This is a genomic window from Akkermansia sp. UBA7090 (assembly GCF_002493465.1).
GTDB lineage: Bacteria > Verrucomicrobiota > Verrucomicrobiia > Verrucomicrobiales > Akkermansiaceae > Akkermansia > Akkermansia muciniphila_A.
In genome coordinates, this window is the sequence record NZ_DKYW01000009.1 from 245,438 (window position 1) to 271,755 (window position 26,318).

The window sequence follows — 26,318 nt, forward strand, 5'->3', positions numbered from 1 at the left end:
TTTTTTGATTTCCGTTCGTAACATTACCAAAATTAAGCGCCAGGATGTTATCCGTATTTCCTGCGCTGTTTTTTGCCCGGCTGCATGGCGGTGAAAGAAAAAGTAGTTGGTATGGCGGGGGCGTGCGGTTAATATTCGCCCAGCCCCGGATTGCATGAATGAAGTAAACAGGTCACCGGATTTGGAGATGGTCGTGCTGAAGGAAATCAGCTCCGCTATTGTCAATGAACGCAATGGCACGGCTTTGCTCCGGCATATCCTGGACGTGCTTTACCGCCGCATGAAGATGCTGCGCGGCACATTTACCATCCGCCGCGGGAATGATTTGATGATTGAAGCCTCCCACGGACTGGACGAGCAGGAAATGAAACGTGGCCATTACCATGTGGGGGAAGGCATTACGGGGCATGTGGCGGAAACGGGAAGGCCCCATGTGATTGAGGACATTTCCCGTGATCCCAGGTTCCTGAACCGTACCCGCACGCGCAAAAGCGGTGAAAGGGCAGCGTTCATCTGCGTTCCCATCATTCATTTGCAGCAGGTCATCGGCACGTTGAGCATTGACCGTGCCGTGGACCGGGACACTGATCTGGAGCGGGACCAGAAACTGCTGGAAATTGTGGGCAATATCGTTGGGGATGCTCTGGCTGCCAGCCTCCAGGCGCATGAGGAACGCGCCGCCCTGGTGGCGGAAAATGAGAAACTCCGGGAGCTTCTGACGACTAATCCGGGAGAGTTGATCGGCAATTGCAGCACCATGCTCCAGGTGTATGAACAGATCCGCCAGGTGGCGCCCAGCGATGCCACGGTGCTGATTCGGGGAAGTTCCGGAACGGGGAAGGAGCTGGTGGCGCGCGCCGTGGTGAACCTGAGCGGCAGAAAGGATAAGCCGCTGGTGACGCTGAATTGTGCGGCCATGCCGGAGAACCTGCTGGAAAGCGAGCTGTTCGGCCATGAAAAGGGCTCTTTTACCGGAGCCACCAGCCGCCGCATCGGCCGTGCGGAGGCGGCGGACGGCGGCACCCTGTTTCTGGATGAAATCGGGGATTTAAGCCTCCAGATGCAGGTGAAGCTGCTGCGTTTTCTCCAGGAAAAAACTTTTTCCCGCGTGGGAAGCAACAGGGAGCTTCATGCAGACGTGCGCTTTATCGCCGCCACCAGCCGCAATCTGGAGGAATTGATGGCGGAGAGCAAGTTCCGGGAAGACCTGTATTACCGGTTGAACATTTTCCCCATCGTCATGCCGGATCTGTCCAAACGCAAGGGGGATGTCATGCTGCTGGCGGAACACTTTCTTTCCAAGTTCAATTTGAAATACGGGAAGGACATCAAGCGGTTGTCCACTCCCGCCATCAATATGCTCATGGCTTACCACTGGCCCGGCAATGTGCGGGAGCTGGAAAACTGCATGGAACGTGCCGTCATTACGGCGCAGGACGACTGCATTTACGGCTACAACCTCCCCGCCTCCCTCCAGATGCCCAGCCATGACGCTCCTTATTCCCGTGACGGGGAGGCTCCCGCTGATTTGCCGACCATGGTGGACTCCTTTGAACGGGAATTGATTGTGGCCGCATTGAAACGTTCTCCGGGCAATATGTCCGCCGCGGCCCGGGAACTGGGCATTTCCCCGCGGGTACTCCACTATAAAATGCACAGGCTGGGCCTGCAGAAATCATGAAAGGCCTTGATCAGCTTCTATCGGCCGTCTCCCGGTCCTTCTACCTGAGCATGCGCTTCCTGCCCCGGGAAATGCGCTCCGGCGTGGCCGTGGGCTATCTGCTGGCGCGCGCCACGGATACGGTGGCGGACGCCGTGGATATGGACTGCCGGGAACGCCTGGCGCTTTTGAGGATGATGGGGGAGACGGTGGCCGGCTCCGCTTCCAGGGAGGATGCCGCCACCTGCTTTGGCCGTCTGGGCGTTCTTTCTACAGTCCAGCCGCACCGGGGGGAGGCGGAACTGCTGGCCCGTTTCCCCGAATGCCTGGCTCTGCTGGAAAACCTTTCCCCGCATGAACGGGAGCTGGTGCGGCAGGTGCTGGCCTCCATCGTGGAAGGGCAGGCGTGGGATCTGGAGTATTTTGAAAGCCATGCCGCCGTCTCATGCCCGGAACAGCTGGAGCGCTATACTTATATGGTGGCCGGCTGCGTAGGGGAATTCTGGACCAGGCTGGGCCTGCTGGCGCTGGGCCCGGGCTTCAGCACGCAGCCGGAGGAGCAGCTTTTGCGCTGGGGCAGGCACTACGGCATGGGGCTGCAGCTGGTGAACATTCTGCGTGACCGGGAGGAAGACCTTGACCGCGGAAGAAGCTATTTGCCCGCGCCCGATGACCGTCCATGGCTGGAGCGTGCGGAACGCTGGCTGAAGGAAGGAGTATTTTACGCGGAATCTTTGCGGAACGGGCGGCTGCGTTTTTCCACCGTCCTGCCCGCCTGGCTGGGGCAGGATACGCTGGAATTGCTTCAACGGTCGGATCGGCGGCATCCGGTTTCCGGAAAGGTGAAGATTACGCGCGGAGACGTTTATTCCCGGGTGTGGAAAGCCTTTCTCTTCTCCTGGAAAGAGGCTCTGTAGTTTATGCGGCGCTTTTTGCGGCTGACGGAGCCGACGGGGCTTGCGGGGAAGCCGGGGCAATCGCAGGCTTGTTCCCGGGGGCTTCCTCCTTTTCCCGCTTATCCGCGGATGTTTTCGCTGCGCCGCCGGTTTCCGGTTTTGGGGAGGGCGGCGGCTTGGGCGCCAGCAGGTCTTCCCATTGGTGGAGCTTGAATTCCTTCCCCATGCCGCCTATTTCGTTGAGAAGTTCCCGGCATTTGTCCGTAAGTTTTTCATAGTCGGGAGGTCCTGCCTCAGGCTCTGCGGAACCGGGAAAAATCAGGTAGCTGACCTTCAGATCGGAGACGGGGCGGCTGTAAGGTCCCGCCTTGGGGTTGATTTCCCGGCTCAGGCGCAGGGAACCTTCCCCCGTTTTGTAGCGCGGTCCGGCGTCTCCCACCAGGGCCGGGTACAGCTTGTCTCCCACGATGACGACGGCATAGTCCCCGAACTGCGGGGAGAAAGGGGAGGATTGATTGACGACTCCCAGCGGAACGACGATGAACGGATCGTATTCCGAGATCAGGAAGCTGTACCGCTTCAGTTCCTCAATGACCCGTTCCGCATGGTCTATTTTGCGGCGCAGAGCCGTTTTTTCCGCGGCGGGAGCTTTTTCCAGCGTCTTCTTGTAGGAGGCCAGCCTCTGCTGCCAGGGTTTGAGCAGGGGATTGGGCTTGTCTGTGCGCTTTTTCCAGCGGTAGGAAGTGCTGGGCTGGTAGAAGGAGCTTTTCAGGATTTTATCCGGCATGGCGGCCAGCCGGTCTCCGTCCGAGCCGTCGGAAACAACGTCCATTTCACTTTGCAGCCAGAGAAGTTTCCTTCCCGTGTCCGGATAGGCGGTTTCCAGAATCGTCTCCGTATCGTAATAATTATGGCGGTCCAGGAGTTTGAGCAGGGAGGCCAGGTTTTTGCGGATTTCCGTCTGTTTGCGGACGTAGATCTGGCCGTAATAAGGGGAGACGCGCGCATGCCTGAACAGGGTGGTCAGGCCGGGAAGCATGGAGTCCAGTTTCGGATTGAGTTTCAGAATGTCTTCCTTTTTCGTCAATGCTTTGGGCTGCTTGACGTTCAGGGAAAGGGTCATCTGGTAATTGCTTTTGGTTTCCCTGTCCCTGGAGGCCAGGGTTCCGGGCTGGAAATTAACCTGCGTTTTCAGGTTCAGTCCGCGGGCCAGTTCATAAATATGGGTCATGGCCCCTTCCGCGGGCCTTGTGGGAAGCACGGGCGGAAATGGGGGGTACTGCACCGGGGGGAGGGCGATTGTGCGCTCCGGCGTCCATGGCGTGTACAGCCGCTCATCCTGGGGTTCCTTTCCGGAGGCGGATGGAGCAGCGGTTATTGAAGGTTCTTCCTGCCCGGGCTGTTCCGCAGGGGGGAATTCATGGGGCGGACAGGTTCCGGAGTCCGTCGGCGCCAGTTCCGGCTCCCCTTTCAGGGCGCGTATGATCTGGGCGGGATACGGCGTGAACAGGGAGGCTGCCATGGCTGCCAGGCAGATGCAGACTGCGAGCTTGAACCAGGTGAGGCGGGGTATTCCGCGGCGATGCGCTTTCATAATATTGAAGAAGGTAAGTCATTGGATGCCGGAAGAATTTTCCGGGGGCGCCTGCCCATGAAAAGGCGTATCAGCCCCAGCGGGGCTGCGGCCAGAAGCATGGCGGCCAGCCGTATTTTCATGCCGGGAAAGACCCGGGCGCGTCCGCGGACCAGGGCTCGGAGGGTGTCTTTCACGACGGTCTCGACGGACGTGTCAAAAGCGTTGCGTCCCGGCATCATATTTCCGGTGAAGCCGGGACGCCGCGCCGCTTTTCCAAAGCCTGTGGAAACCGGGCCGGGGCAGACGGCCAGCACGCGGATGCCGTGTTCGCGCAGTTCCAGGCGCAGCGCTTCCGACAGGCTGGAAACATAAGCCTTGGTAGCCGCATAAACGGCAAAATCCGGAATAGGCAGGAGGGCGCCCAGGGAACTGAGGTTGATGATATCCCCTCCGTTTTTCTTCATGGCGGGGATCAGCGCATGGCACAGGCGGGTGAGGCTTTCCACATTCAGACGCAGCAAGGAACGTATTTTTTCCCAGCGGCCGTCCGCGAAATCTCCGTAATCTCCGGCTCCGGCGTTGTTGATCAGAAGGGTTTTCCCCGGAGGAAGGCCTTCCAGGCGGGAAATGAGCGTATTCAGGGAGGTTTCATCCGCCAGGTCGCAGGGAAGGACGGCGGCGTGAAGGCCGGGATGGCGTTTTTCCAGGGCGGCGGCAAGCTGGCGCAGGGCGGCCTCATTCCGGGCGATGAGCACCAGTTCCGCCGTATGGGGCGCCAGCGTTCCGGCAAACGCTTCCCCGAAGCCGGATGAGGCGCCCGTAATAATAATCCTGTCGTATTGGAGGCGTGCGGTTTGCATGGCGGGTCGGAGCAGCCCGCATCATGGTCAATCCGGTGCGGAACCGCAATGAAAAAGGGGGAAGGAGGACGCAAAAAGCAAGGCCGCCCTTTTTGAGGCCGGGGCCGGGCGCTGCGGTTTCCGGGCGCATGGAACCGGAGCCGGATTGTTCCGCGCTTCCGGGCGGCCCGTCCGCTCCAATAAAAAACCGCCTGCCGGATGAACGGGAGGCGGTTTGGTGAAAGCGGGAGTATTTGCTTAGGCCTGGGCGGCTTCTTCCTGCACCTGCACCACACGGAAGGGCACGCGGGAGGCGAGTTCGCCGTCAACCGTCAGGTCGATGGAGTAGTTGCCCGGCTTTTCAAAACGCAGGCCCTGGAAGTTCATGATCAGGTTGCGGGTGAAGAAGGAAGCCCCTTCCGGGAAAGCGGGAACCGGGAAATTGATCTTGATGGGCATGCGTTCCTTGTCCAGCGGCGTGCCGTCGGCATCAACGATGCTCAGGCCCAGTTCGTGCGTGCCTTCGTCTTCAGGAGTGAGGCAGATGCGCAGGGCGACGGCGCAGACGGGATGCACGACCGGGAACTGGCGGGCGACCAGGGAGTCAAAACCGCCCTGGATGCAGAGCTTGCCCTGGTAGTCGGCGGCGAAGTCACAAAGAGTAGAAACTAAAATATCCATGTTGTGATAATGTTGATGTATTTGGCTCGCTTTCACGCGGAAAGCATGAACATTGGACAGAACTATACTCCCTCCGGACCTATTGCAAGATAAAGCTGTAGAAAATATTGTCATTTCTCCGTGAAATTCCGGTTGCGCTTGAGATAGGGCGGGAATCCCTGTACTACTGGTTCCGGCAACGCGTTCCCGGGCATGATCCAATGGTTTTTTGACATTCCTTCCAAGCTGATTCACTGGAGGCTGAATCTGGTCAGGACGCTGGGCGCCTACGTACCGTGGCTGCGCCGTGACGACGGTTCCATGAAGGTGCATGCCGGCACGCTGGTGGACTTGTTCGCCACTATTTTGAGCGGGCGCCGCCATTTGAGCGCCCGTGATGCGGACGCCGCCCTGGATATTCTGCGCTATACTTTCCCGGAAGTGGAGCACCGCTGGCTTTCCACCCGTTTCGAGCGCTCCATGAGGGCCAATCTGACGGTGGCGGACGTTCTGGCCTCCGCCGCTTCCGGCCGGGATGAGACGGAACGCATGACGATAGCTCTGGAGGTGCTCTCCCTGCTGATCAATACGGGAGATTCCCGCATGACCGGGGAGCTGTTTGACCAGGTGACGTACGGTTTGGAACTGCCGGGCACGGCAAACCACTTGAGGCAGCTGCTGATGACGCCGGACGTGGAGGCCCAGGAACCGGCGTACAGCGTCAGTTTTTCCTCCGGCATCGGGGCGGAGGTATCCCTTCCGGAGCAGGACAAGGGCATTTCCTTCCGTCTGATCCGGTGTTCCCGCCTGGTGCTGGTGGTGAACGACGGCTCCCGCCCCATTGTGGTGCGCGGGCGCCATTTGCCGCCCGGCGGGGTGATGCCGCTGACCAACGGGCAGGTGGTGCTGCTGCCATCCGGGCCGCTGAGCTTTGAGGACTTTTCGTTTTTTCTGAACTGCAAGCGTTCAGGCAAGCAGGAAGTATGCTATATTTCCCTGGACGGCGGTTCTCTGCAAATCAGCCGGGTGCGTTCCCGGGCCAGCGAGGTGCGCGTGAACATGGGACTGGCATGCGAGGTGGAAGTGCTGAGGCCGGAGGTGGAATTCGCGGTTGACGGGAAACGTCTGTATCCCGGTGAAAGCGTGCGCATGGCCTATTATTCCTCTTTCATGCTGGACGGGGAAGGGCCTTTCTCCATGGGAGAGGTGCAGAATTCCATGTCGGACATCGGGCGCCGCTTCCGCCTTGACCCCGGCACCCGCAAGCTGCGGGTGACCAATCTTCCGGAAAAAGCGCGCAAGGGGGACATGCTGCTGACGCCCGGGCTGGCTCCCGGTGCGGTTCTGGAGGTTTCTTTTTCCAGCGCCACCAACTCCGGCTGGCTGGAAGTGGTGGAGGCCTCCATGCCTCTGCTGCTCAATGGCCGTCTCATCCGGGGAAGGGTTGCCCTGAGAGATGGAGACGTAGTGCATCTGAACGTCTATCATGCGCTGCGCTGCCGTTTTTCCGCCGGGGTGCTGGATGAAGAATACCATGCGATCAGGACCCTCAGCGTGGAGGGGGTGACTAAGGAATTCCTGCGCTCCGGATGCGTTCTGGACAATATTGACCTGACCGTGAAACGCGGGGAAATGGTGTGCATCCTGGGGCCCAGCGGGTCCGGGAAAAGCACGCTGCTCTCCATGCTGGCCGGTCAGCTGCCGCCCACCCGGGGCTGTATCCGTTACAACAACCAGCTTCTGTACAGCGCCCCGGATCTCATACGTCCTTACATCGCTTTCATTCCCCGGGAGGATATTCTGGATGCGGCCATGAGCGTTTCCGAACACATCTCCCAGGCCACCATTATACGCCGTCCGCGGCTGAACCGGTCGGAACGCGTCAGGCGCGTGAACGCCATTTTGAAATTCCTGGGGCTGACGCACATCGCCTCCCGCCGCGTGGGCGAAATGAACGCCCGCACCATTTCCGACGGGGAGCGCACGCGCCTGAACCTGGGGCTTGACCTGGCGGGCATTGCGGACGTTTTCCTGCTGGATGAACCTATCAGCGGCCTGTCCACGTCAGATGCCAAGCTGGTCATGCAGACCATGCAGAGCATGAGCCGCGACAAAATGGTAATCGCCACCATGCACCGGCCCAGCACGGCTATTCTGAACCAGTTCCACAAAGTGCTGGTGCTGGACCACGGCGGTCAGATGGCTTACTGGGGGGACGTGCCGGGCATGATGCGGTATTTCCGGAAGGCGGCTGCGGACATGGGCATTGACGTTTCCGAGGAGGCGCGGACGGCCGGAGGCGCGGACTACGTGTTTGAAGCGCTGGAAGCCCCCCTTTCCTGGCATGACCGCCGCAGGCGGCAGCACCCCCGTCTGTGGCAGGAGCGTTTTGAAGGCTACCGGTTCCGCAATGTGATGGGGCATCATCATGAAGGGGGCGCTCCCAGGACGCTGTATGAAGGCACGCTGGAATTTCCGCCCGTGCCCAGGCGCAGCGTCATGCAGCTCTGGCGGCTTTTCCGCATTTGGGCCGTGCGCACCTTCCTGGGGCGCGTGCGAAGCCGCATGGGGTTGTACACCATGCTGCTGGAAGGTCCGGTTCTGGCTCTGCTGATTTCCGTGACCCTGCGCGCCTCTTCCAGCCCGGAATACACGTTTGCCACGGCTCTTCACATACCTTCCTACCTGTTTCTGGCGACCATTGTGGCCATGTTTTTCGGCCTGACCGGGGCGGCCAGCGAAGTGCTCAAGGACCGCGCCCTGCTCAAAAGGGAGAGCAACGCCAAGGTGTTTGTGACCGGTTATGTCCTCGCGAAGGCGCTGGTGCTGACGGGGCTCTCCGCCGTGCAGTCCGCCCTGTTCCTGTGGGTGGGGAACGCCATTCTGGAAATCCATGAAATGTTCCTGATTTACCTGGGGACGATGACGCTGACGGCTTTCGTCGGCGTAAGCCTGTCCCTGCTGGTCTCTGTCTTCGCCAGAACGGAGAGGGCGGCGCTTAACATGGTGCCTCTGCTTCTGATTCCCCAGATACTGATGGCCGGGGCCATTGTCCACTTTGATGAAATGAACCAGTTTATTCCGTGGTCCGCCCACCGTACGGACGAACATGGGCGCCTCAAGCCGGGGCGCGTGCCGCTGGTGGCGGAATTCTGTCCTCTGCGTTACTCCTTTGAAACAATGTTGGTGGACCAGGCGTCCAGGAATGTATGGGAGAGGGAGCGTGAAATCATTCAGGAGAAAGTGGATGAACTGAAGGAACGCCCTCATTTGGACGACAGGGAATTTGAAGAATTCAAGCTGCTCAAGATGGCGTTGCTCCACATTGCCGCTATTGGAGCGGATGGACCGGAACAGGCTAAAGCCGCCGTCCGGCAGGTTCGGAGGGCGGCTCTTGACGGTTCGGAAAGAAGCTACAGGCGGACCATTGCTGAATTGGAACTCCTGGGCAAGGGGCATCCGTCCGTCAAATCCTTCTACGTCAATGACCGTGTTGTGATGCTGGATGAATCCGCCGAGATTCAGCGCGTCAGCCGGGATGCCCTGGACAGGCCGGAAATTTTTCTGGCCCGCCGCCAGCCTCTGCCCTGGGAAGGCTCCGGCCAGTCCCCGGGGGATTCCGGATACAGCGCGGATGACGGAACGGTTCCCACTCCATGGAAGGATTCCCTGTTTCTGTTCCTGATGGGGGCCGCCCCCCTGCTGGTCACGGGCCGCGTCCTTAAGCGCAGGCTGGAAAGGGCTGGATGACGCTTGCGACCTGCGGGGATTGGCGCCTGTATTTCCTCCGTAAGGCGGAAAATCCGGCGCGCGCGTCCGGGGAATGGCAGCGGCCCGTAAGCCCCCCGTGCATCCCGCAAAAAACGGAGGGACCCCTTCAAATATTCTTTTATTTATGTGTTGACGCGCCGGACGGAATCACTATCCTTGAAGAAAATCTTTTTCTTTATGTTTTCCCGATTGACGAACAGGTGCGTATTATCTTCCCTTTCCGCAGCAGCCTTGTCCTTTGGACTTTTTTCCTGCGGAGGCAGCGGCGGCAGCGGTGACGGGGAAAGCCTTCCTTCCGGCACCATGCTGGATTTGAGCGCTTCTCTTTCCACGGAAGATGGGCTGGGGCCGTGGAATATTGTCGTCAAATTGATGGGTAATGGTTCGGATCTGCCCCTGGTAAGCATTAACGCGGCAAGCAGCAATGAGAGCGCCCCTATGAATATTGCTTCCGTAGTGTACCGCAGGACGGGGTCATCCGCTATTCTGCGGGGAAACTTCACGATTACTTCCGGACAGTGGACGGCTCCGGGGCCAATTGTCGTGACAAACAGGGACAAGGCCTTTGTGGATGCGAACATTTCCTTCAACTCCTCCAATGAACGTGAAAGCTGCGGCGGGACGTTTACCGGTTCCATCACTTATCAGGTTCCCGTTGAGAATGATGAAGGTGAGGAGGAAGCGCAAAACTGGACCGCTACGGAAGGAGCGGTGAGTTACACGGTATCCTGAAGTTCTGATCATTTATGACGGGGCTTTGCCGCCGTGAAACGGGGCAGGCCTGTTTGAAATTATGGTCGGAAGGGCAAAGAAATGTCTTTGGGGCATCTGGTTGTGCTCTGGGCTGGCCCTTTGCGGCTGGAATGCGGAATCGGCCGACCGGGGGATTGATATGGCGGCATCGAAAGATGCCTGTTTTATCAAGACCTTCCGCGCCAAAATTGTCCCGGAGAGGCTGCGTTCCTTTGTCATGCCGGCGGATGGAATTGTCAGCAACTGGATTCCCGCGGACGGGCGCGTTCAGAAGGATACTATTATTGCAACAGTCAATGAAGATGAAATTGAACTGGAGCGCAAGGAGCTGGAAGTCAAAATTCTGAAGGATCGCATCGCCAGGGAGGAAGAGTTGTCAAAGCTGGAAAAACAGCTTGAAGAGATAGAATTCTACTCTTCCCTGACGAGGGAGGAACGGCAATATGCCAGCAAGCAGGCGGAAGGCGGGGAAAGGGCCATCCGGGCATTGAAAGACAAGATTGAGCTTTCCAAAAGGGAGTTGTCTCTGGTGGAGGACAAGCCGCGTCTGGATTTTCGCAAGAAGGAGGAAAAATATATCCTCAGAATGCCTTTTGACGGGAAACTGCAGTACCAGTTTTCCATTCCGCCGGATAACAGCGTCGCCCTGTACATGGATGCCGCGTCCCCGATTGCGACCGTGTGCGATGACTCCTCTTATTATCTGACCATTTCCATTTCGGACCCTGATTTGACGAATCTGCCGCCGGAATCCCTTTCCCTGTCCGTCCCCCTGGGTGACGGTTCCGCTTTGAAGGGGGTTTTTGCCTTCAAGCGGGTAGAGAAAAATATTTCCGGCGGAGGGGAATTGCTGGCGTATTTTTTCCGTCTGCCCCGTCAGGAGCATGAACGCGCCCATTCCATGCTGGGCTCCAACTGCACGGCCCGTCTTTATTATATGCCGCAGGGAGAAGTGTTTCATCTCAACAAGGTGAGGCTGGCTTCCCTGCCGGAAGGAAAAAAATGTTCGTCCTGGCAGGAACTTCTTGAAAAAGTGCATCCGGAACTGGAGCTGGTGGTGAATGGGGAAACGGAATTGATCGTTCGAAAAAAATGAAATTGCTATGCGAATCAGTCTGTTTCAGTTATTCAGGCAAGCAGTGGATTTTTGAAAATTATAACAGGGTGTTCACTTCCGGAATCACCATTTTGAAAGGGTATTCCGGATGCGGGAAAACAACTCTGCTGAAAATTCTGGCGGGTTATCTGAGACCGCAGCGCGGGCGCGTCATTACTCCCCGGCGGAAGGTTCAGGCGGATTCACTCTATCGGCGCAAGGAGGTGAGTTACATGTTCCAGGGGCTTAATCTCCTTCCCCTGGCCACGGTGGAGAGAAATCTTCAATTATGCGCGGAAATGGCCATGCTGCCTAAAAAACAGTGGACGCGGAGGGCGGATGATTTGATTGCCCGCCTGGGCCTGGAATCGTTGAGGCATAAAAAAGCGGGGAGTTTGTCGGGCGGCCAGGCTCAGCGGGCGGCTCTTGCCCGCACGATGATGAAGGATTCCGATGTGCTGCTGCTGGATGAACCTACTTCCGGCCTGGATGACGGCAATACGGAAATCATTAAAAATTTGATCAGGGAATACCCTGCTGACAAAATTTGCATTTTGAGCACGCATGATTCCCGGCTGTTCGACCTGACCCATGAAATCATTGATTTTAACCTGTCTGTATCTCTTTAAAGATACTCTCCACCGTTGGAAGGAACGCCCGGCCAGCCCCCTTTCACGGATTCTGGTGGCCTTTTTCCTTTCCCTGTGCGCGCTCTCTTTTCTCGCCAATTATGTTCTCTCCTCAAAAATGCTGCATGATGAAATCAGGAAGAACGGGGCGGACCTGATTATTGTTTTTGATACTGTGCGCGACGGGGACCCTTCCAAGAAAAATTTACTGCAACATGAACTGCCGTCCCTGTATGGCTGCGATGTCCTGGTGCTGAATGACGCCCGTGCGGGTGCGGCGCGCGTGGGTAAGACAGTATTCCCCGTTCTGGAATACAACATGGAGTCCTGCTCCTTTCTTTCCGCGCTCGGGTTGGAGGACGTGGCCACCGTCCTTCTGTACAATCCCTCCCGGAGCCCGTTGCAGGCGGGGCCTTGTACGGTTACCATAGCGGATTTTGATTTTTCCCTGAATGCCTCCCCTCTGCCGGAGGGGCATTTGCTGGGCAGGCTGTATCCTTCCGGTGTCATTTTAGCCCCGGAGGGAACTTTCAGCTCCGGACAGGAGGTCCCCATGGAGAATTGCCGCTATATCATCCGGGTGCATGAAATGACGGCGGCACGCATTCGGAGCATCGAAGAAGTGCTGAACAACATGGTGCGTTATGACGGCAGCATGACTATGGTTCAGACTCACGTGGGGCTGCTTGACAGGCTGGAAGTGCTGATGGGCAACCAGACGGAGTGCAGGACGGGGTTTTCCCTCGGCATTGCGGTGATCGTCGGCATTCTGCTGACAGCCCTGGCATCCATGGAATTCCGCCAGAATGAATATGTCTATACGCTGATGAAGAGCTTCGGGGTGCGCCCTGTTCTGCTGATTATGGCGTTTATCGTGGAAAACGCGTTCCTGATTGGCGTCTCCTTTGCGGGCGCCGTCTGGGCGTTCATGAAAACCCAGAGAATCGTCTTGGGGGAATTCTTTAAGCTGGGAAACTCCGTCCTGACTTATGCCGATATACGGCAGGATTTGTGGCTGTTGGGAATTTCCCTGGCGGGGTGTGTGCTGCTTTCCTCCATCCCGGTCGCCTTTTCCGCCTGCCGTCCCATAGGGAAGGTGCTTAAGTAAGTGACGGGGATTCGGGATCTGCTTTCCGGCATGTCCGTCTTTGCCTGCCTGGGGAAAAGGCTGGCTGTGTCCCGGCAGGGTGGGAGATACTGGATAAAAAAATCCCTTCCCGCCATGAGAGCGGGAAGGGACGTATGAAAAAAGGGGGTTATTGATCCAGCTGGGGGGGGACTCTGAAGTCTCTGATGACCGCCTGGCAGTTGTCCTGCTGGGTCTTCGTCTCGGTATATTCGGCGTCTCTGACGCTGCAAGTGGCGGAACCGAGGCCTTTGGAGATGTTGTGGGGGTTATACAGCACGACGAGAGCGTCCGAATGGGAGGTTGTTGTGCCGTCATTGGATGACCAGTAAAAGCCTATCTGTTCCGCAGTGTCGGAGGCGGGCTTGTAGTTGATGACGTGAACGGATGCCGTCGATGAGGTCGGGCTGGTTCCGGTGTAAATGGCGGCGTTGCTTTCTGAGGTTGTGATGAAGGAGAAGACGTAAGGATTGCCGTCCGGAAGCGTAATGTCCAACGTGCGCTGAAGGCCGATGGGAAGATAGGCCTGTTCACTGGAACTGGATCCGCCGCAACCGGAGAGGGGCCCAAGCCCGAGAGTAATTAAAGCGGGAATGTAAAGGCGGGAATTCATATCTTGATGAATAGAAGGTTGATGTTGTTAAGACTGGGATATGATGTTGATGCTGATGGTGATGCCGTCGATGGGAATGGGCGTCCTGTCTTCCGCTTGCATGTAGGAAATGCTGGCTCCGCCTTCTCCGGAAGAAGCATGGGTGGCGTTTTCAAAGGTCAACTGGGGGATCCTGATGGTGCTCATGAGGGTGTTGGGTTCTGAGGATGAACCGCTGTTTCTGTTGTAGGACAGACTCAGTTCCGCCGTGTTTTTCCCGGTTTTGGTATAGGAATAAATGCCGGCTCCGTTCCACATGTTCATGTCTTCCCCTTGTGTCTGGATGATGAACATCCCGTTATCACCGGTGGTCATGTCAAAAATGGCGGGAAGCGTTATGGCGGCATCCGTAATGCCTGTTACCTGCATGTTTAACACCTTGCTGCCGATGGTGGAAGGCGCCAGGCCTTCAGCATCGGAACTGCTTCCGCCGCACTGAGCCAGCGTAAGAATGCCGAGGGTGCAGCAGACCGCAGAAAAAGAGGTAAAAAGAGGACGCATCATAAGAGGATAATAATTTTCCGATAAACTGTGATATCGCACTTGATTTGTCAAGATAGGAATCGGATGGCAAGTATTTTTTACACGGGAAAGGGAAAAACCGGATTCCCTGCGCTCCGGCCCCTTTTTTCTTCTTCCCCGGCCTGCCGTGTTGATGCTTGACTTTTCAGGGGCAGGAGCTATGTAACAAGGGGCCTGTATGTTCCCTTTTCCCCCGGTTGTCCGTTCTTTCCTGTTTTCCCTGTTTGAAGTGGCGTGGCTGAGGGCTGCGTTGCGCTTCTGCCTCTGTGCGGCGGTATGCGCCTCCTGCTCCGTGGACAGGCACATGGAAAAAAAAGCGGGGGAATTGATGTCCAGGATGGATGCCGTTCCCGATTGGCGGCAGCTGCCGCGGAAGGAAATTTCATGGAGCCAGGCTCTGGAGATGATGATGGAGCGGAATATTGACCTGAAAAAATCGGAACAGTCTCTCAAGACGACAAAACGTTCCGTCATCAATGTTTTTACCCAGATTATCCCCGGCGTCAATCTGGACTGGATGCTGACCAAGGAATTGAGCGACCTGGCCAAGGTGACGGCCAGCGATGTGGAATACAACACGAACATCCTGTTCAACATGCCGTCCCTCACCCAGATCCCGTTTGATTATTATTCCGCCAAGGCGGCCGTTTATACGGCGGAAAAGACGCTGGAAATGAAAAAAAGGGAGCTGGTGGCCAGATTGTACCAGCAGGTGCTTTCTTACCGGAATGCGCAGATCAGCTACAATAACCAGCTGGGCTCCCTGCCTTATGACGATGATGGCGTCCAGAAAAAGAAGCTGGACGTGGAACGGGAACGGAATTTGAATGAGATTTCCCAGGGTTTTGCCGTGCTGCTGGGGAATATGGACGCCCGGTGGCTGGTGAAGCCTGAAACGATGCCCAGGCTGGACTGGGGCAGGTACAGGGCGGCGTCCCGCCAGCTGGATCTGCTGGTGGTGACGATGGTGGCCATGGAGCTGGAAGCTTCCCGTCTCCAGGTGTTGAATGCCAAGCTGAAGTTCCTGCCTTCCGTGGATATTAATTTTTACAGCCCCACTCTGTTTTCCAGCACGGGCGGGACGTACGGCGGTTTTTTTGCGGGCGCGGGCGATATGAAGGTGAACATGAGCCTGCGGGAAGAGCTGGATACGCGCCTGACCTCCTGGTTTCAGTATAAATCGGCCAGGGAAAGCCACGAACTGCTGCAGCGTGAAGTGGTGATGGAACTGCAGCGGCGGCGCATCAAGATAGCCGCGCTGCTGGAGAGCCGCAGGAGGTTTGAACTTTGGCGGGGGGTGCTGATGAAGGAAATCGCGTTCAAGGAGTCCAGATTATCCGTTTCCGGAGAGGAATATCTGGAACAGAGGAAGGATATCAGGAAAATGTATGCTGACCTGGATAATGAAGCTTCCAAGAATGCGGAGGTGGAAGCGGCTCTCATCATGGAATACGGCTGGCTGAAGTAAGGCAAGGGAGGATGAGGGGGCTTCCCTGTGTGACTGCGGGGCTTCCTTTCTTGATGCTTTCAGGGGCTTGTGCTATGATCCGGATATGCAAAAAGTTCGGCAGCCCGCGGGCACGGCATTGATGATTCTGGCTTTCCCGGCCGCCATTTACGGAGCGTTTCCATGGGGAATTGCCCTGGGGGCCTTTTTGTTTTTGCTGGGGGTAGTTGTGGCGGTCAGCCGTTTTTCCGCCATAGTCTGGTCATGGTGCCTGTTTTCCCTGGGAATGTATCTGGCGGCTCCTTTTATCTGGATGTGGAATCCGGACTATTTTTTCAGCCGGTCGTTTGACGTTCTGTTGATAAGCGGCTGTCTGGTGGGCAGCCTGGTGTTGCTTACGATCCGGTTCGCGGTTATTCCCGTGCTGTGGCCCAGGGTTTTCCGCTACTTCGTGGAAGGAAGCCCCACGCTGGAGGATCTGGCCCCGGAGAAGGGAAAGACGGTGGCTGAACTGCGGGGCGGCATAGAACGCAGACAGGTGAATTTCCTGTTCGGGCATGCGGACCGGGAACTGGTGGAAAAGTGGGGGAAAATAGCCCAGGGAATCGTAGCTCTTTCCAAAAGCCGCAAACGGCTGGCCATATGGGCTGTAGGTATTTTCCTGGTCTGGCCCGCAGCCGTGTTTTTTCTTTCCGGGGGGATGAGCGGCGCGCTGGACCGGGATATTGACCGCATGTGGGAGACCCGTCCGTTCCGGGACGGCATGGTGGTTTCCAGCCCAGCGGCGATGAATGCGGCGCGCCGCGTTTTCAGGGATGCCCGGGCTCTGCGGGGGCTGACGATGGAGCAGGCGCGCGCGTGGCTGAGGACGGATCGCAGGAATGCGGCATTCAAATTAGGCAAACCCCGTTACGATTTTGAAAAGGATGAAACCGTGCTGGTGCTTTCAGATGGGAGGGATTCCATCCGCCTGGTGGCGGTTTTCAATGATGCGGGGCAGATTACCCATTCCTGGCCTGAGGAGTATATGACTTTGATGGTCAGGGATCTGGAGAAAAATTGAATGCCGGGGCCGGAAGGGGGGGATTGCCCGGCAGGGCACCCGGTGATTGCGGAAGGTCCTGCGGCTTTCCGCTATAGCGTGCGCTTTTGCGGAGGCGTCAGGTTCAGCCTGCCTTCACTGATATGAATGCCCATGCCGCTTTCTTCAATCATGTGGATGAGCGGCAGATAGGCCTGAAGCAGGTTTTCAAACGCGGGCAGGAGAAAGATCATGTAACCCTGGGGAACGGAAAGGCTGCCGATGGTGCCCCCCACGTGGATTCCTCCCGGCAGCGTTTCGTCATTGTAGAATTCGAAGCGGGTCTGCACCGCCATGTAGTTGTGCGGGTCCAGGGATTGAAAGGGCGTCAGGAACAGGGAAATCGTCTGGCGGGAGTCGATGCCCGTATAGCGTTCGATGATAATCTCCATGTATCCTTCCCCGATGGTGCCGTCCGGCCGTTCCTTGCCGCCGTGCAGCCGGATGCCTGCCGCCGGGTTGATGGCGAAGATGGCCAGGGCTCCGTGCTGCAGGGGATGGATGGAGGAAGCCAGATAGCGGTTGATGTCTTCTTCCGAGAATGAAACGGAGGCGTCCCTGTTGATGGCCTGTTTCAGGATTCTGGGGATATCCGGGGCGTTTTCCCTTTGGCGGAAGCCGGGCAGGTCGTCCGTTTTCTGCGGGCACCAGGAGGAGTAAACCAGCCAGGCAATAGCGGCCAGAATAGCTATGGTCAGCAGGAAAATGAGATTGCCGATCAGGGAGAAAGGCGTTTTTTCACGGACGGGTTTTTCCCGGGAGCCCTGATCTTCCGGATCGTAGAAATGTTCCACGATGTTTTCATGTTCCGGCAGGTCGCGCAGGGATTCTCTGCCGGCGGCGCCGTTCCGGGGGGCGCCTTCATTGTCGGAGCTGGGTGCCATGGTGCGGAGGGGGGAGGTTACGGAAGTCTGGGGAATTTGGAGAAATCCGGAGCGCGTTTTTCAACGAAGGCGTTTTTGCCTTCCTTCGCTTCTTCGCTCATGTAATAGAGCAGGGTGGCGTTGCCGGCCAGATCCAGCAGCCCCATCTGCCCGTCGCAGTCGGCGTTCAGGGAGGCTTTCAGGCAGCGCAGGGCCAGAGGGCTGTGGCGGAGCATCTGGCGGCACCAGGAGAGCGTTTCCTCCTCCAGGTTCTCCAGGGGCACCACGGTGTTGACCAGGCCCATGTCCAGCGCTTGCCGGGCGTCATACTGCCGGCACAGGTACCAGATTTCCCGCGCTTTTTTCTGGCCCACGATGCGCGCCAGGTAGGATGAGCCGAGGCCTCCGTCAAAGGAGCCTACTTTGGGACCAGTTTGTCCGAATTTGGCGTTGTCCGCGGCGATGGTGAGGTCACAGACGACGTGGAGGACGTGGCCTCCGCCGATGGCGTATCCGGCCACCATGGCGACGACGGGCTTGGGCATGGTGCGGATGGTGCGCTGCACGTCCAGAATATTCAGGCGCGGCACGCCGTCTTCTCCGATGTAGCCGGCGTCTCCGCGCACTTTCTGGTCGCCTCCGGAGCAGAAAGCGTCCGGGCCTTCCCCCGTCAGGATGACTACGCCCACCTTGGGGTCTTCATGGGCGGCGTTCAGGGCGTTGAGCATTTCATGCACGGTTAGGGGGCGGAACGCATTGCGGACGTGGGGGCGGTTGATCGTGATTTTTGCGATGCTGCCGTCGTCCGTTGTTTCATACTTGATGTCCGTGTATTCCCTGGCGGTGGTCCATTGTGCGCTCATACGGATTACTTTAATAAGGCGCTTGGCAATGGGAAGCCTAAAATGCGCCGCCTTTCCGTTCCGGTATGTCGGGAACCTGCGGGGCTGGGGCTGCGCGGCGGCCGCAGGCGTTTTCCTTGCCGTTTCCGGTGTTTTCCCGGCAGGCTCTCCGGTGGCCGGAAGCTGGCGGCTTTTGTCATTTACGGCCTGCGCTTCTGTGCTACATTGGGAACGGTATGATACATGACCTACTGGTGAGCGGCGTGACGGTGTTTCCCGGGAGAGAGCATTTTGAATTTGTTCCGGGAATCAATGTGGTGGTGGGAGGCAATGATTCCGGCAAAAGCCATTTGCTGAAATTATGTTATACCGTGGCCAAGTGGAGCGCTGACGGGGGAAGGAAATCGCTGCCGGAGAAATGGGCGGAGGAACAGCGGCTCAGGAAAGACCTGATGCGGGTGTTCGCGTCCCGCGGGCTGGCCGGGCTGACGGCCCGGAACCGGGGAAACGCCCATGCGCGCGTGGAGGCCTCCATGGAGGGGGACGGCGTGCCGGAGGGCATGGGAAACCTGGTGTTTGATTTCCAGGCGGGGCATGAAGAAGAAGGGCTGAGCATCCGGGAAATGCCCCGGCGTTTTCTGAACGTGCCGGTGGTGTTCCTGGCGGCGCGGGAGGTTTTGACCATTTATCCGAGCTTTGTTCAAGTGGGGAGCAGGTTCCCCGAATTTCTGGACGGCGGCAGCTGGGACCTCTGCCGTTATCTGGACATGGAGGCGGAAGCGGAAACCATCAGCACGGATGCCGGGCGCGTGGTTGCCAGGCTGGAAAAAATTATCGGGGGGAAGGTGGTGAAGCGTGACGGGCGTTTCTTTTTGCAGCGTCCCGGACAGCAGCCGATAGAAATGAGCCTGGTGGCGGAAGGATTCAAAAGGCTGGGAACGCTGAGCTACCTGATCCGGAACGGTTCCGTGAAAAAAGGTTCCGTCCTGTTTTGGGATGAACCGGAAATGAATCTGAACGCCTCCCACCTGCCCGTGCTGGTGAAAACCCTGACGGGGCTTGCCAAGACGGGGGTGCAGGTTATGTTGTCCTCCCATAGCCTGTTCCTGCTGCGGGAGCTGATGATTCAGCTCTCTGAACCCCGCAATGCCATGGTGCAGAGAAAGTTTTTCGGGATGAGCGTGCCGCGGGGGGGGCATGCCGGGGTAAGGGTGTCCTGGGGGGAATCCCTGGAGGACGTGGGGCCTATCGAGTCTCTTGAAGCGGAAATCGAACAGGCGGACAGGTATTTGAAGCTGAGTTATGAGTCATAAGCCGTCAAAAGCTTATTACGTGGAGGGCGTCCACCGTTTCTGGATCGATGAAGGCTACGTGGTGTGCCGCATTGAATGCTCGGATTATTATGCCCGGCAGGCGCAGAATTTCTGCGGGGGATGCAAGGAAATGGATTTTTTGCTGTATCATCCGGAACGCCGGGATCTGTGGCTGGTGGAAGTGAAGGATTACCGTTTTGACGCCCGGCCCAAGGTGGGGGAACTGGTCTGCGCCCTGAGCCGCAAGGTCCGGGATACGATGTTCCTCCTCCGGGCCGCTTCCGTGGCCGCCCCGGATGAGGAGCCGGCGGAGGGCATTTCCCTGAGGGATTTTTCCATTCAGGCCTCAGGAGCGGAAACGCTTCATCTGGCCTTTCTGCTGGAAATGGGCATGGGCGGCGTCTGGACGGACGGCGGCCTGCTGGCGAATGTCAAGAACCTGCTGGTGGGGGCCATGCGTTTTCTGGATGCGGAACTGGTTTGCGCGCCCATTACCTATCCCCGCCGCATCGGCCCCTGGCGCGTGACCTCCGCCCACGGGGAGGTGAGCAAGCGGGTGGAAATCCGACGCGCCAGAAAATTGGCGGAAATCCAGGAACAGAGGCGGCGGGAGCGGCTGAACGCGCAGGAGGAGGGGGCCTGGCAGGAAAAGAGCCGGGAAGGTGCCGGTTCCCATGCGGCCCCGGCGGAGGAAAGGATGCCCCAGTGGAAGCGGCGTCTCCGGCAGCGCATGAACGGAGAAAGCGCGAACCACGAAGGGCGGCGCAGAAAAAGGAAGCGGGAATGAGGCCTGCGCCGGCTAAGGCCTTATTGCCGGGAAGAGCCCCGGCCCGGAACGGTGCGGACCCGTCCTGCGGCGGCTGTCTGGCATGTCTCGGAAAAAAGTTTTATTTTACAAGGACTCGCGTATCATGCCGCCCTATTCATTAACTTCTGTGTGCTAACCACATTATGTCTGACAGAATGCCACCAAGTCCTCCCCGTCCTCCCAAATTTCCCGGCTCCGGCAGACCCGAATCCCCCAACTGGGGCGTGTGGGTCATGGTACTTCTCATTGTAGGCGTCCTTGCGTTTGGCTTTTTCACCCCTGAATCTTTCGGGCTGGGGCCCCGCAAGGAAAATCTGGAATCCTTTGAAGCCCAGTATAAGGCGGGGCGCGTGGTGCTGAACGATCCCAAGGCCCCCGTGGAAGTGGTGCTGAGCGAGAACGGTTCCGAAGGCGTTATTCACGCGCTGGTGTACAGGAAGGAAATTCAGCCGAAGGTGGAAATGACCCCCTTTGCGCTGACTTATTCCATGTCCCTTCCGGACCGCGACAAGCCTTTGCTGAATGAGCTTTCCGGCTACAGGGTGGTGGAGAGTCCGTACCGGACGGAAGAAGGAAAGAATGTTTCCCTCATTCCCGAGGGAGCGCAGAAGCTCTCCGTGCCCGAATTCAATCGTCTGGCCCTGGAAGGCCGCATTGCCGGAGGAAAAGACGGAATCGTCCTGGCGGAAGACGGCAACCAGAACGTGCTGGTCGGCCAGATTGTCACCCGTATCTGGCCCGCGGCCACGGGAGACGCCTCCGTGGACAAGCAGCGTTTTGAACGCGTGGAAGTGCCTTTTACCCTGGAGTTCCAGGGAGACCGCGTCAAGCAGCTGCTGGGGCCGGATACGAAGTTCAAGCGCGAATCCGGCTCCTGGGGCGGCATCCTGCTGAATCTGCTGCCCATCGTGCTCATTCTGGTGATTCTGTTCTTCATGTTCCGCGCGCAGAGCGGCGGAGCCCGGGGAGCGATGAGCTTCGGCAAAAGCCGGGCGCGTCTCATCTCCCCGGACAAAAACAAGGTGACGTTCAAGGATGTGGCCGGCATCAGCGAAGCCAAGGAGGAAGTGTGGGAACTGGTGGAGTTCCTGCGCAATCCGGAAAAATTCCGTGACCTGGGCGCCACCATTCCCCGCGGCGTGCTGATGGTCGGGGCTCCCGGCACGGGCAAGACCCTGCTGGCGCGGGCCATTGCCGGGGAATCCAAGGCTTCCTTCTATTCCATCAGCGGTTCGGACTTTGTGGAAATGTTCGTGGGGGTGGGCGCGAGCCGCGTCCGCGACATGTTTGAACAGGCCAAAAGGACGGCTCCCAGCCTGATTTTCATTGATGAAATTGACGCCGTGGGCCGTCAGCGCGGCTACGGCATGGGCGGCGGCAATGACGAACGGGAACAGACGCTGAACGCCCTGCTGGTGGAAATGGACGGTTTTGAAAACAACTCCAATGTAATCGTCATCGCCGCCACCAACCGTGCGGACATCCTGGACCCGGCCCTGCTGCGTCCCGGCCGCTTTGATCGGCAGGTGGTGGTGAACCTGCCGGACGTCCGGGGGCGCGAACAGATCCTGCAGGTGCATGCCAGAAAAGTAAAAATGGCGCCCGGAGTCAGCTTTGAGCGGATTGCCCGCGGCACGTCCGGCTTCTCCGGCGCCCAGCTGGCCAACCTGGTCAATGAAGCCGCCCTGCTGGCCGCCCGCAAGGGGCTGAAGGAGATTACGGAGGCCGAATTGGAAGAAGCCCGCGACAAGGTCAGCTGGGGGCGGGAACGCCGCAGCCTGGCGATTAACGAACGGGGGCGCCGCATTACCGCCGTGCATGAGGCGGGGCATGCCATCTGCCTGCTGAAAACGCCGCACAGCGAGCCGCTGCACCGGGTGACCATTGTTCCCCGCGGCGGGGCCCTAGGCATGACCATGTGGCTTCCTTCCGACGACAAGATGCACCATCTCCGGTCTGAAATGCTGGACCAGCTCGTCGTGGCGATGGGCGGGCGCTGCGCTGAACAGATCGTTTTTGGCGATGTGACCAGCGGTGCTACCGGAGACATCAGGAGCGCCACCAACCTGGCTCGGCGCATGGTGTGCGAATTCGGCATGAGCGAAAAACTGGGGCTGATTGAGTACGGCGAACACCAGGGAGAAGTTTATATTGCCCGCGACCTGGGGACGCGTTCCCGCAATTATTCCGAATCCACGGCGGAACTGATTGACTCGGAAGTTCGCTTCCTGGTGGACAGCGCTTATGAACGCGCCATGGCCATCCTTACGGAAAACCGGGACAAGCTGGATATCCTGACGGAAGCCCTGATGGAGTTTGAAACGCTGGAAGGTTCCCAGGTCATGGATATTCTGGAATACGGGGAAATGAAGAACCCTCCCGCCAGGGTGACTCCGCCCCCCATGCCTTCCGAAGTGGAGGAACAGCCCGGGAAAGATGATCCCGGCCATTCCGCGAAGGATGAAGCTGAAGAGCCCCGCGAGGACGGCGCTGAAGAACGGGAGGAGGAAGAGAAGCAGGAACAGGCGGAGCGTGATCCTTCCTCCTGCAATCCCGCTGATGAGTCCGGCATGGACGGCGGAGAAAAGAAATAATTCAATAGAAACGAATCGAATATGGTAGCCAATGATGCGATGGAACTGGCCAGGATGTGCGCCCGCGCCGCGGATGACGCCAAGGCTGAAAATGTGCGGGTGTACGACTTGCGGGGCATGTCTTCCCTGACGGATTTCATGGTAGTGTGCACGGGGTTGTCCGTCCCCCATCTGCGCGCCGTCATCCGGGAGCTGGAAGAAGCCGTCCGGGAAAAGGCGGGAGCCCTCCCCACCTATGTGGAAGATACGCCTGTGGCATTGTGGTCCGTAGTGGACTACATTGACGTGATGGTTCACATCATGGGGCAGGAAACGCGCGAATTCTACGGCATGGACACCCTGTGGAAGGATGCTCCCGTGGTGGGGTATTAATTGCGTCAATCTGATTTTACACCGTGCCGCTGCCGGTTGCGGCACGGTTTTTTTCTTCCTTAGAGTAAATGGCCTGTTATCAGCCGCGCACCGCAAAAAGATGAAAGGCAGCGTGGTCGGGTTCTTCCGTATGAGGGCCTGTTTCCGGGAAGGAGAGAAAAGGTGTAATGATTGCTGCGGCAACGCATTTTCTTTGCGGGGCATTGGATGTTTTCTCCCTGGCTTTTCCTTGGAAAAGCGGTGGGGAACCCCGGTTCTAACAAGATTCCAACCTTGCTTTGAAGCCTTAATCGGATTACTCTTCCAACGTTATTTATGAGTAGTTCCGGACCTGCCTCAACCCCGATGATGGATCAGTACCTTCGCATGAAGAAGGGCTTGCCGGAAGACGTGCTGCTGTTTTTCCGGCTGGGGGATTTTTACGAAATGTTTTTTGAGGACGCCAAGGAGGCCTCCGCCATTTTGGGCCTGACGCTGACCAAGCGCCACGGCATTCCGATGTGCGGGGTGCCCCACCACAGCGCGGAAGGGTATATCGGACGGTTGGTGAAGGGAGGAAAGCGGGTGGCTATTGCGGAGCAGACCACCATTCCGCAGCCGGGCAAGCTGGTGGAGCGGGAACTGACCCGCGTGATTTCCGCCGGAACCCTGGCGGACATGAATTTGCTGGATTCCTCCCGCCATAATTACATCGTGGCGTTGTACAGGGACAAGAAGCGCTTCGGCCTGGCATGCGTGGACCACACCACGGGGGAATTTTCCGTGGCCCAGTTCGAACACATGGATTTGCTTCTGGACGAGTTGTCCCGCATCAATCCCTCCGAACTCCTGGTCAGCGACGAGCAGACGGACTGCTTCCCCGGAACCCACCCCACGCTTTATTACGACGGATATACTTTTTTGCCTTCCACGGCCATTCCCAATTTGCTGAGCCATTTCCGGGTACATTCCCTGGACGGCTTCGGCTGCGGGGAGATGACCGCCGCCCTGGGGGCGTCCGGCGCGGTGCTCCATTATCTGAGCTACCAGCTCCGCCGTCCCACGGACCACTTGCGCCGCATTTCCGTGCGCGCCACGGAGAACGCCGTGCTGATTGACCAGGCCAGCCAGAGGAATCTGGATCTGGTGGATTCCCGCGGCGGCGTGAAGCTTTCCCTGCTGGGGACCCTGGATAGGACAAGCACCCCCATGGGAGCGCGCAAACTCCGGGACTGGCTGCTCCACCCACTGTGCGATCTGGAAAAGCTTCTGGCAAGGCAGGAGGTGATCGCCGTTCTGCTGCAGGAGCCCTACCTGATGAGCAAGCTGAGGGAGAGCCTGAAGAATGTACGGGACATGGAGCGGCTGACGGGCCGCATTTCCCAGGGCGCCGGGAATGCCCGCGACCTCCAGGCTCTGGCTTCTTCCCTGGCGCGCATCCCCGCGCTCAGGGATGATTTGGAATCCCTGCCCGGCGGAGGGGAGATGCTGGAGAGCATCCGTTCCCGCATGGGCTGTTTTGATGAGCTGGTGGATTTGCTCCAGCGCGCCCTGGTGGATGAACCGCCCGTGACCATCAAGGAGGGCGGCATCATCAGGGAAGGGTACCATGCCGGTCTGGATGAATTGCGTCTGGCTTCCCGCGACGGGAAGGAGTGGCTGGCACGGCTGCAGGAGAAGGAGCGCAAGCGCACGGGAATTGATTCCCTGAAAATTCGCTTTAATAACGTCTTCGGTTATTACATTGAAGTAACGAAGAGCCATTACGATAAAGTGCCCCCGGATTACCAGCGCAAGCAGACGCTGGTGAACGCGGAGCGCTTTATTACCCCGGAGCTCAAGCAGATGGAGAATACCATCCTGGGGGCGGACGAGCGTTCCCGCCAGGTGGAGTATGAGCAGTTCCTCCTGTTGCGTGAAGAAGTGGGCCGTCACATTGACGATATCCAGATGACGGCGGACGCCATGGCGGATCTGGACGTGCTGCTGGGACTGGCGGAGGGCGCGCAGCAGTACCGGTACTGCCGCCCCGTTCTGGACAATTCCATGACCCTGCGCATTGTCAATGGCCGTCATCCTGTTATTGAGCAGAATGTTTCCGGCGATGTGTTCGTTCCCAATGACGCTTTTCTGGAACCGGAGGAAAACCGCCTTATTCTGCTGACCGGGCCCAATATGGCGGGCAAGAGCACCTATATCCGCCAGGTGGCCCTGATTACGCTGATGGCCCAGATTGGAGCGTATGTGCCGGCGGAAGCCGCCCACATCGGTTTGGTGGACCGCATTTTCTGCCGCGTGGGAGCCAGCGACGACCTGGCGCGCGGCCAGTCCACTTTTATGGTGGAGATGAGCGAAACCTCCCTGATTCTGAATAACGCCACGGAGCGTTCCCTGATTATTCTGGATGAAATCGGGCGGGGCACGGCCACCTTTGACGGTCTTTCCATCGCCTGGGCCGTGGCGGAATACCTGCATGACGAGTTGAAGTCCCGCACCCTGTTCGCCACGCATTATCATGAGCTGACGGATTTGGCCAATTCCAGGCAGGGCGTGCAGAATTACAATGTGGCCGTACGGGAATGGAAGGAGGAAATTGTGTTTCTGCGCAAGATCGTGCCGGGAGCGGCGGACAAGTCCTACGGCATTCAGGTGGCCCGACTGGCCGGCATGCCTGCCGTCATTGTGGACCGCGCCAAAGCCATCCTGTCCCATCTGGAGATGAATTCCACGCGCCCCAGGAAAAAGGGGCGTTCCCGGCTGGCGGAACCGAGAGCCAAGAATACGGACATGGACGACGATATGCCTGTCGGGGAATACGCTCAGCTGGAGTTGTTCTGAT

At 58.2% G+C, this 26,318-nt stretch carries 21 protein-coding genes; 14 read left to right on the forward strand and 7 right to left on the reverse strand.

Going from position 1 to position 26,318, the window contains the following annotated elements; genetic code table 11:
- Window positions 1-154: 154 nt before the first annotated feature.
- The gene (locus B3075_RS03980) at window positions 155-1,681 is read left to right on the forward strand and encodes a sigma-54 interaction domain-containing protein (protein WP_290488491.1); all 1,527 of its coding nucleotides are present in this window, start codon (window positions 155-157) and stop codon (window positions 1,679-1,681) included.
- Window positions 1,678-2,577 (forward strand): phytoene/squalene synthase family protein, encoded by a 900-nt coding sequence (locus B3075_RS03985; protein WP_290488490.1) that lies wholly within the window; start codon window positions 1,678-1,680, stop codon window positions 2,575-2,577. Before B3075_RS03980 ends, B3075_RS03985 begins: the two co-directional genes overlap by 4 nt.
- Window position 2,578: 1 nt before the next feature.
- Here the strand turns inward: B3075_RS03985 and B3075_RS03990 are convergent, their stop codons facing one another.
- The 3 genes from B3075_RS03990 to B3075_RS04000 form a co-directional block, all read right to left on the reverse strand.
- Window positions 2,579-4,150: a glycoside hydrolase family 75 protein gene (locus tag B3075_RS03990; RefSeq protein ID WP_290488489.1), complete on the reverse strand. Its 1,572-nt coding sequence runs from the start codon at window positions 4,148-4,150 to the stop codon at window positions 2,579-2,581.
- Window positions 4,147-4,992 carry an SDR family NAD(P)-dependent oxidoreductase gene (locus tag B3075_RS03995; protein ID WP_290488488.1) on the reverse strand — a complete coding sequence of 282 codons (846 nt, stop codon included), beginning with the start codon at window positions 4,990-4,992 and terminating at the stop codon, window positions 4,147-4,149. The genes B3075_RS03990 and B3075_RS03995 overlap by 4 nt, the downstream gene beginning before the upstream one ends.
- Window positions 4,993-5,229: 237 nt before the next feature.
- Window positions 5,230-5,652, reverse strand: coding sequence for a DUF6941 family protein (locus tag B3075_RS04000; RefSeq protein ID WP_012419416.1), 423 nt, complete (start codon window positions 5,650-5,652; stop codon window positions 5,230-5,232).
- 192 nt (window positions 5,653-5,844) lie between these two features.
- Between B3075_RS04000 and B3075_RS04005 the strand changes: the two genes are divergently transcribed.
- From B3075_RS04005 to B3075_RS04025, 5 genes are all read left to right on the forward strand, one after another.
- Entirely contained in the window at window positions 5,845-9,381 is a 3,537-nt protein-coding gene (locus tag B3075_RS04005) for an ATP-binding cassette domain-containing protein (protein WP_290488487.1), read from the forward strand.
- 252 nt (window positions 9,382-9,633) lie between these two features.
- Complete coding sequence (locus B3075_RS04010) at window positions 9,634-10,134, forward strand: hypothetical protein (protein WP_290492023.1); 501 nt, start codon at window positions 9,634-9,636, stop codon at window positions 10,132-10,134.
- Between the two features lie 160 nt (window positions 10,135-10,294).
- Window positions 10,295-11,251, forward strand: a complete 957-nt coding sequence (locus tag B3075_RS04015; protein WP_143245745.1) for a hypothetical protein — start codon at window positions 10,295-10,297, stop codon at window positions 11,249-11,251.
- Complete coding sequence (locus tag B3075_RS04020) at window positions 11,248-11,880, forward strand: ATP-binding cassette domain-containing protein (protein WP_094137452.1); 633 nt, start codon at window positions 11,248-11,250, stop codon at window positions 11,878-11,880. The genes B3075_RS04015 and B3075_RS04020 overlap by 4 nt, the downstream gene beginning before the upstream one ends.
- Window positions 11,843-12,988, forward strand: a complete 1,146-nt coding sequence (locus B3075_RS04025; protein ID WP_290488485.1) for a hypothetical protein — start codon at window positions 11,843-11,845, stop codon at window positions 12,986-12,988. The genes B3075_RS04020 and B3075_RS04025 overlap by 38 nt, the downstream gene beginning before the upstream one ends.
- 148 nt (window positions 12,989-13,136) lie before the next feature.
- Here B3075_RS04025 and B3075_RS04030 read toward each other — a convergent pair whose 3' ends face one another.
- Entirely contained in the window at window positions 13,137-13,619 is a 483-nt protein-coding gene (locus B3075_RS04030) for a hypothetical protein (protein WP_290492024.1), read from the reverse strand.
- 27 nt (window positions 13,620-13,646) lie between these two features.
- Window positions 13,647-14,162, reverse strand: a complete 516-nt coding sequence (locus B3075_RS04035; RefSeq protein WP_094137455.1) for a hypothetical protein — start codon at window positions 14,160-14,162, stop codon at window positions 13,647-13,649.
- 196 nt (window positions 14,163-14,358) lie between these two features.
- On the opposite strand from B3075_RS04035, the gene B3075_RS04040 reads away from it, so the two are divergent.
- Together B3075_RS04040 and B3075_RS04045 are read left to right on the forward strand one after the other, a co-directional pair.
- Complete coding sequence (locus B3075_RS04040; protein ID WP_290488483.1) at window positions 14,359-15,648, forward strand: hypothetical protein; 1,290 nt, start codon at window positions 14,359-14,361, stop codon at window positions 15,646-15,648.
- Window positions 15,649-15,733: 85 nt separating this feature from the next.
- The gene (locus tag B3075_RS04045) at window positions 15,734-16,690 is read left to right on the forward strand and encodes a hypothetical protein (protein WP_290488482.1); all 957 of its coding nucleotides are present in this window, start codon (window positions 15,734-15,736) and stop codon (window positions 16,688-16,690) included.
- A gap of 71 nt (window positions 16,691-16,761) precedes the next feature.
- Here the strand turns inward: B3075_RS04045 and B3075_RS04050 are convergent, their stop codons facing one another.
- Together B3075_RS04050 and menB are read right to left on the reverse strand one after the other, a co-directional pair.
- Entirely contained in the window at window positions 16,762-17,592 is an 831-nt protein-coding gene (locus B3075_RS04050) for a hypothetical protein (protein ID WP_094137458.1), read from the reverse strand.
- Between the two features lie 17 nt (window positions 17,593-17,609).
- Window positions 17,610-18,434 (reverse strand): 1,4-dihydroxy-2-naphthoyl-CoA synthase, encoded by an 825-nt coding sequence (gene menB / locus B3075_RS04055; protein WP_094137459.1) that lies wholly within the window; start codon window positions 18,432-18,434, stop codon window positions 17,610-17,612.
- Between the two features lie 215 nt (window positions 18,435-18,649).
- On the opposite strand from menB, the gene B3075_RS04060 reads away from it, so the two are divergent.
- The 5 genes from B3075_RS04060 (at window position 18,650) to mutS (ending at window position 26,317) form a co-directional block, all read left to right on the forward strand.
- Window positions 18,650-19,726: an AAA family ATPase gene (locus tag B3075_RS04060; RefSeq protein WP_290488481.1), complete on the forward strand. Its 1,077-nt coding sequence runs from the start codon at window positions 18,650-18,652 to the stop codon at window positions 19,724-19,726.
- Window positions 19,716-20,513, forward strand: coding sequence for a hypothetical protein (locus tag B3075_RS04065; protein WP_290488480.1), 798 nt, complete (start codon window positions 19,716-19,718; stop codon window positions 20,511-20,513). The genes B3075_RS04060 and B3075_RS04065 overlap by 11 nt, the downstream gene beginning before the upstream one ends.
- A gap of 164 nt (window positions 20,514-20,677) precedes the next feature.
- Entirely contained in the window at window positions 20,678-23,128 is a 2,451-nt protein-coding gene (gene ftsH, locus B3075_RS04070) for an ATP-dependent zinc metalloprotease FtsH (protein WP_290492025.1), read from the forward strand.
- A gap of 21 nt (window positions 23,129-23,149) precedes the next feature.
- Complete coding sequence (rsfS, locus tag B3075_RS04075; protein ID WP_290488478.1) at window positions 23,150-23,500, forward strand: ribosome silencing factor; 351 nt, start codon at window positions 23,150-23,152, stop codon at window positions 23,498-23,500.
- 348 nt (window positions 23,501-23,848) lie between these two features.
- Window positions 23,849-26,317 (forward strand): DNA mismatch repair protein MutS, encoded by a 2,469-nt coding sequence (mutS, locus tag B3075_RS04080; protein ID WP_290492026.1) that lies wholly within the window; start codon window positions 23,849-23,851, stop codon window positions 26,315-26,317.
- The last annotated feature ends 1 nt before the right edge of the window (window position 26,318 follow it).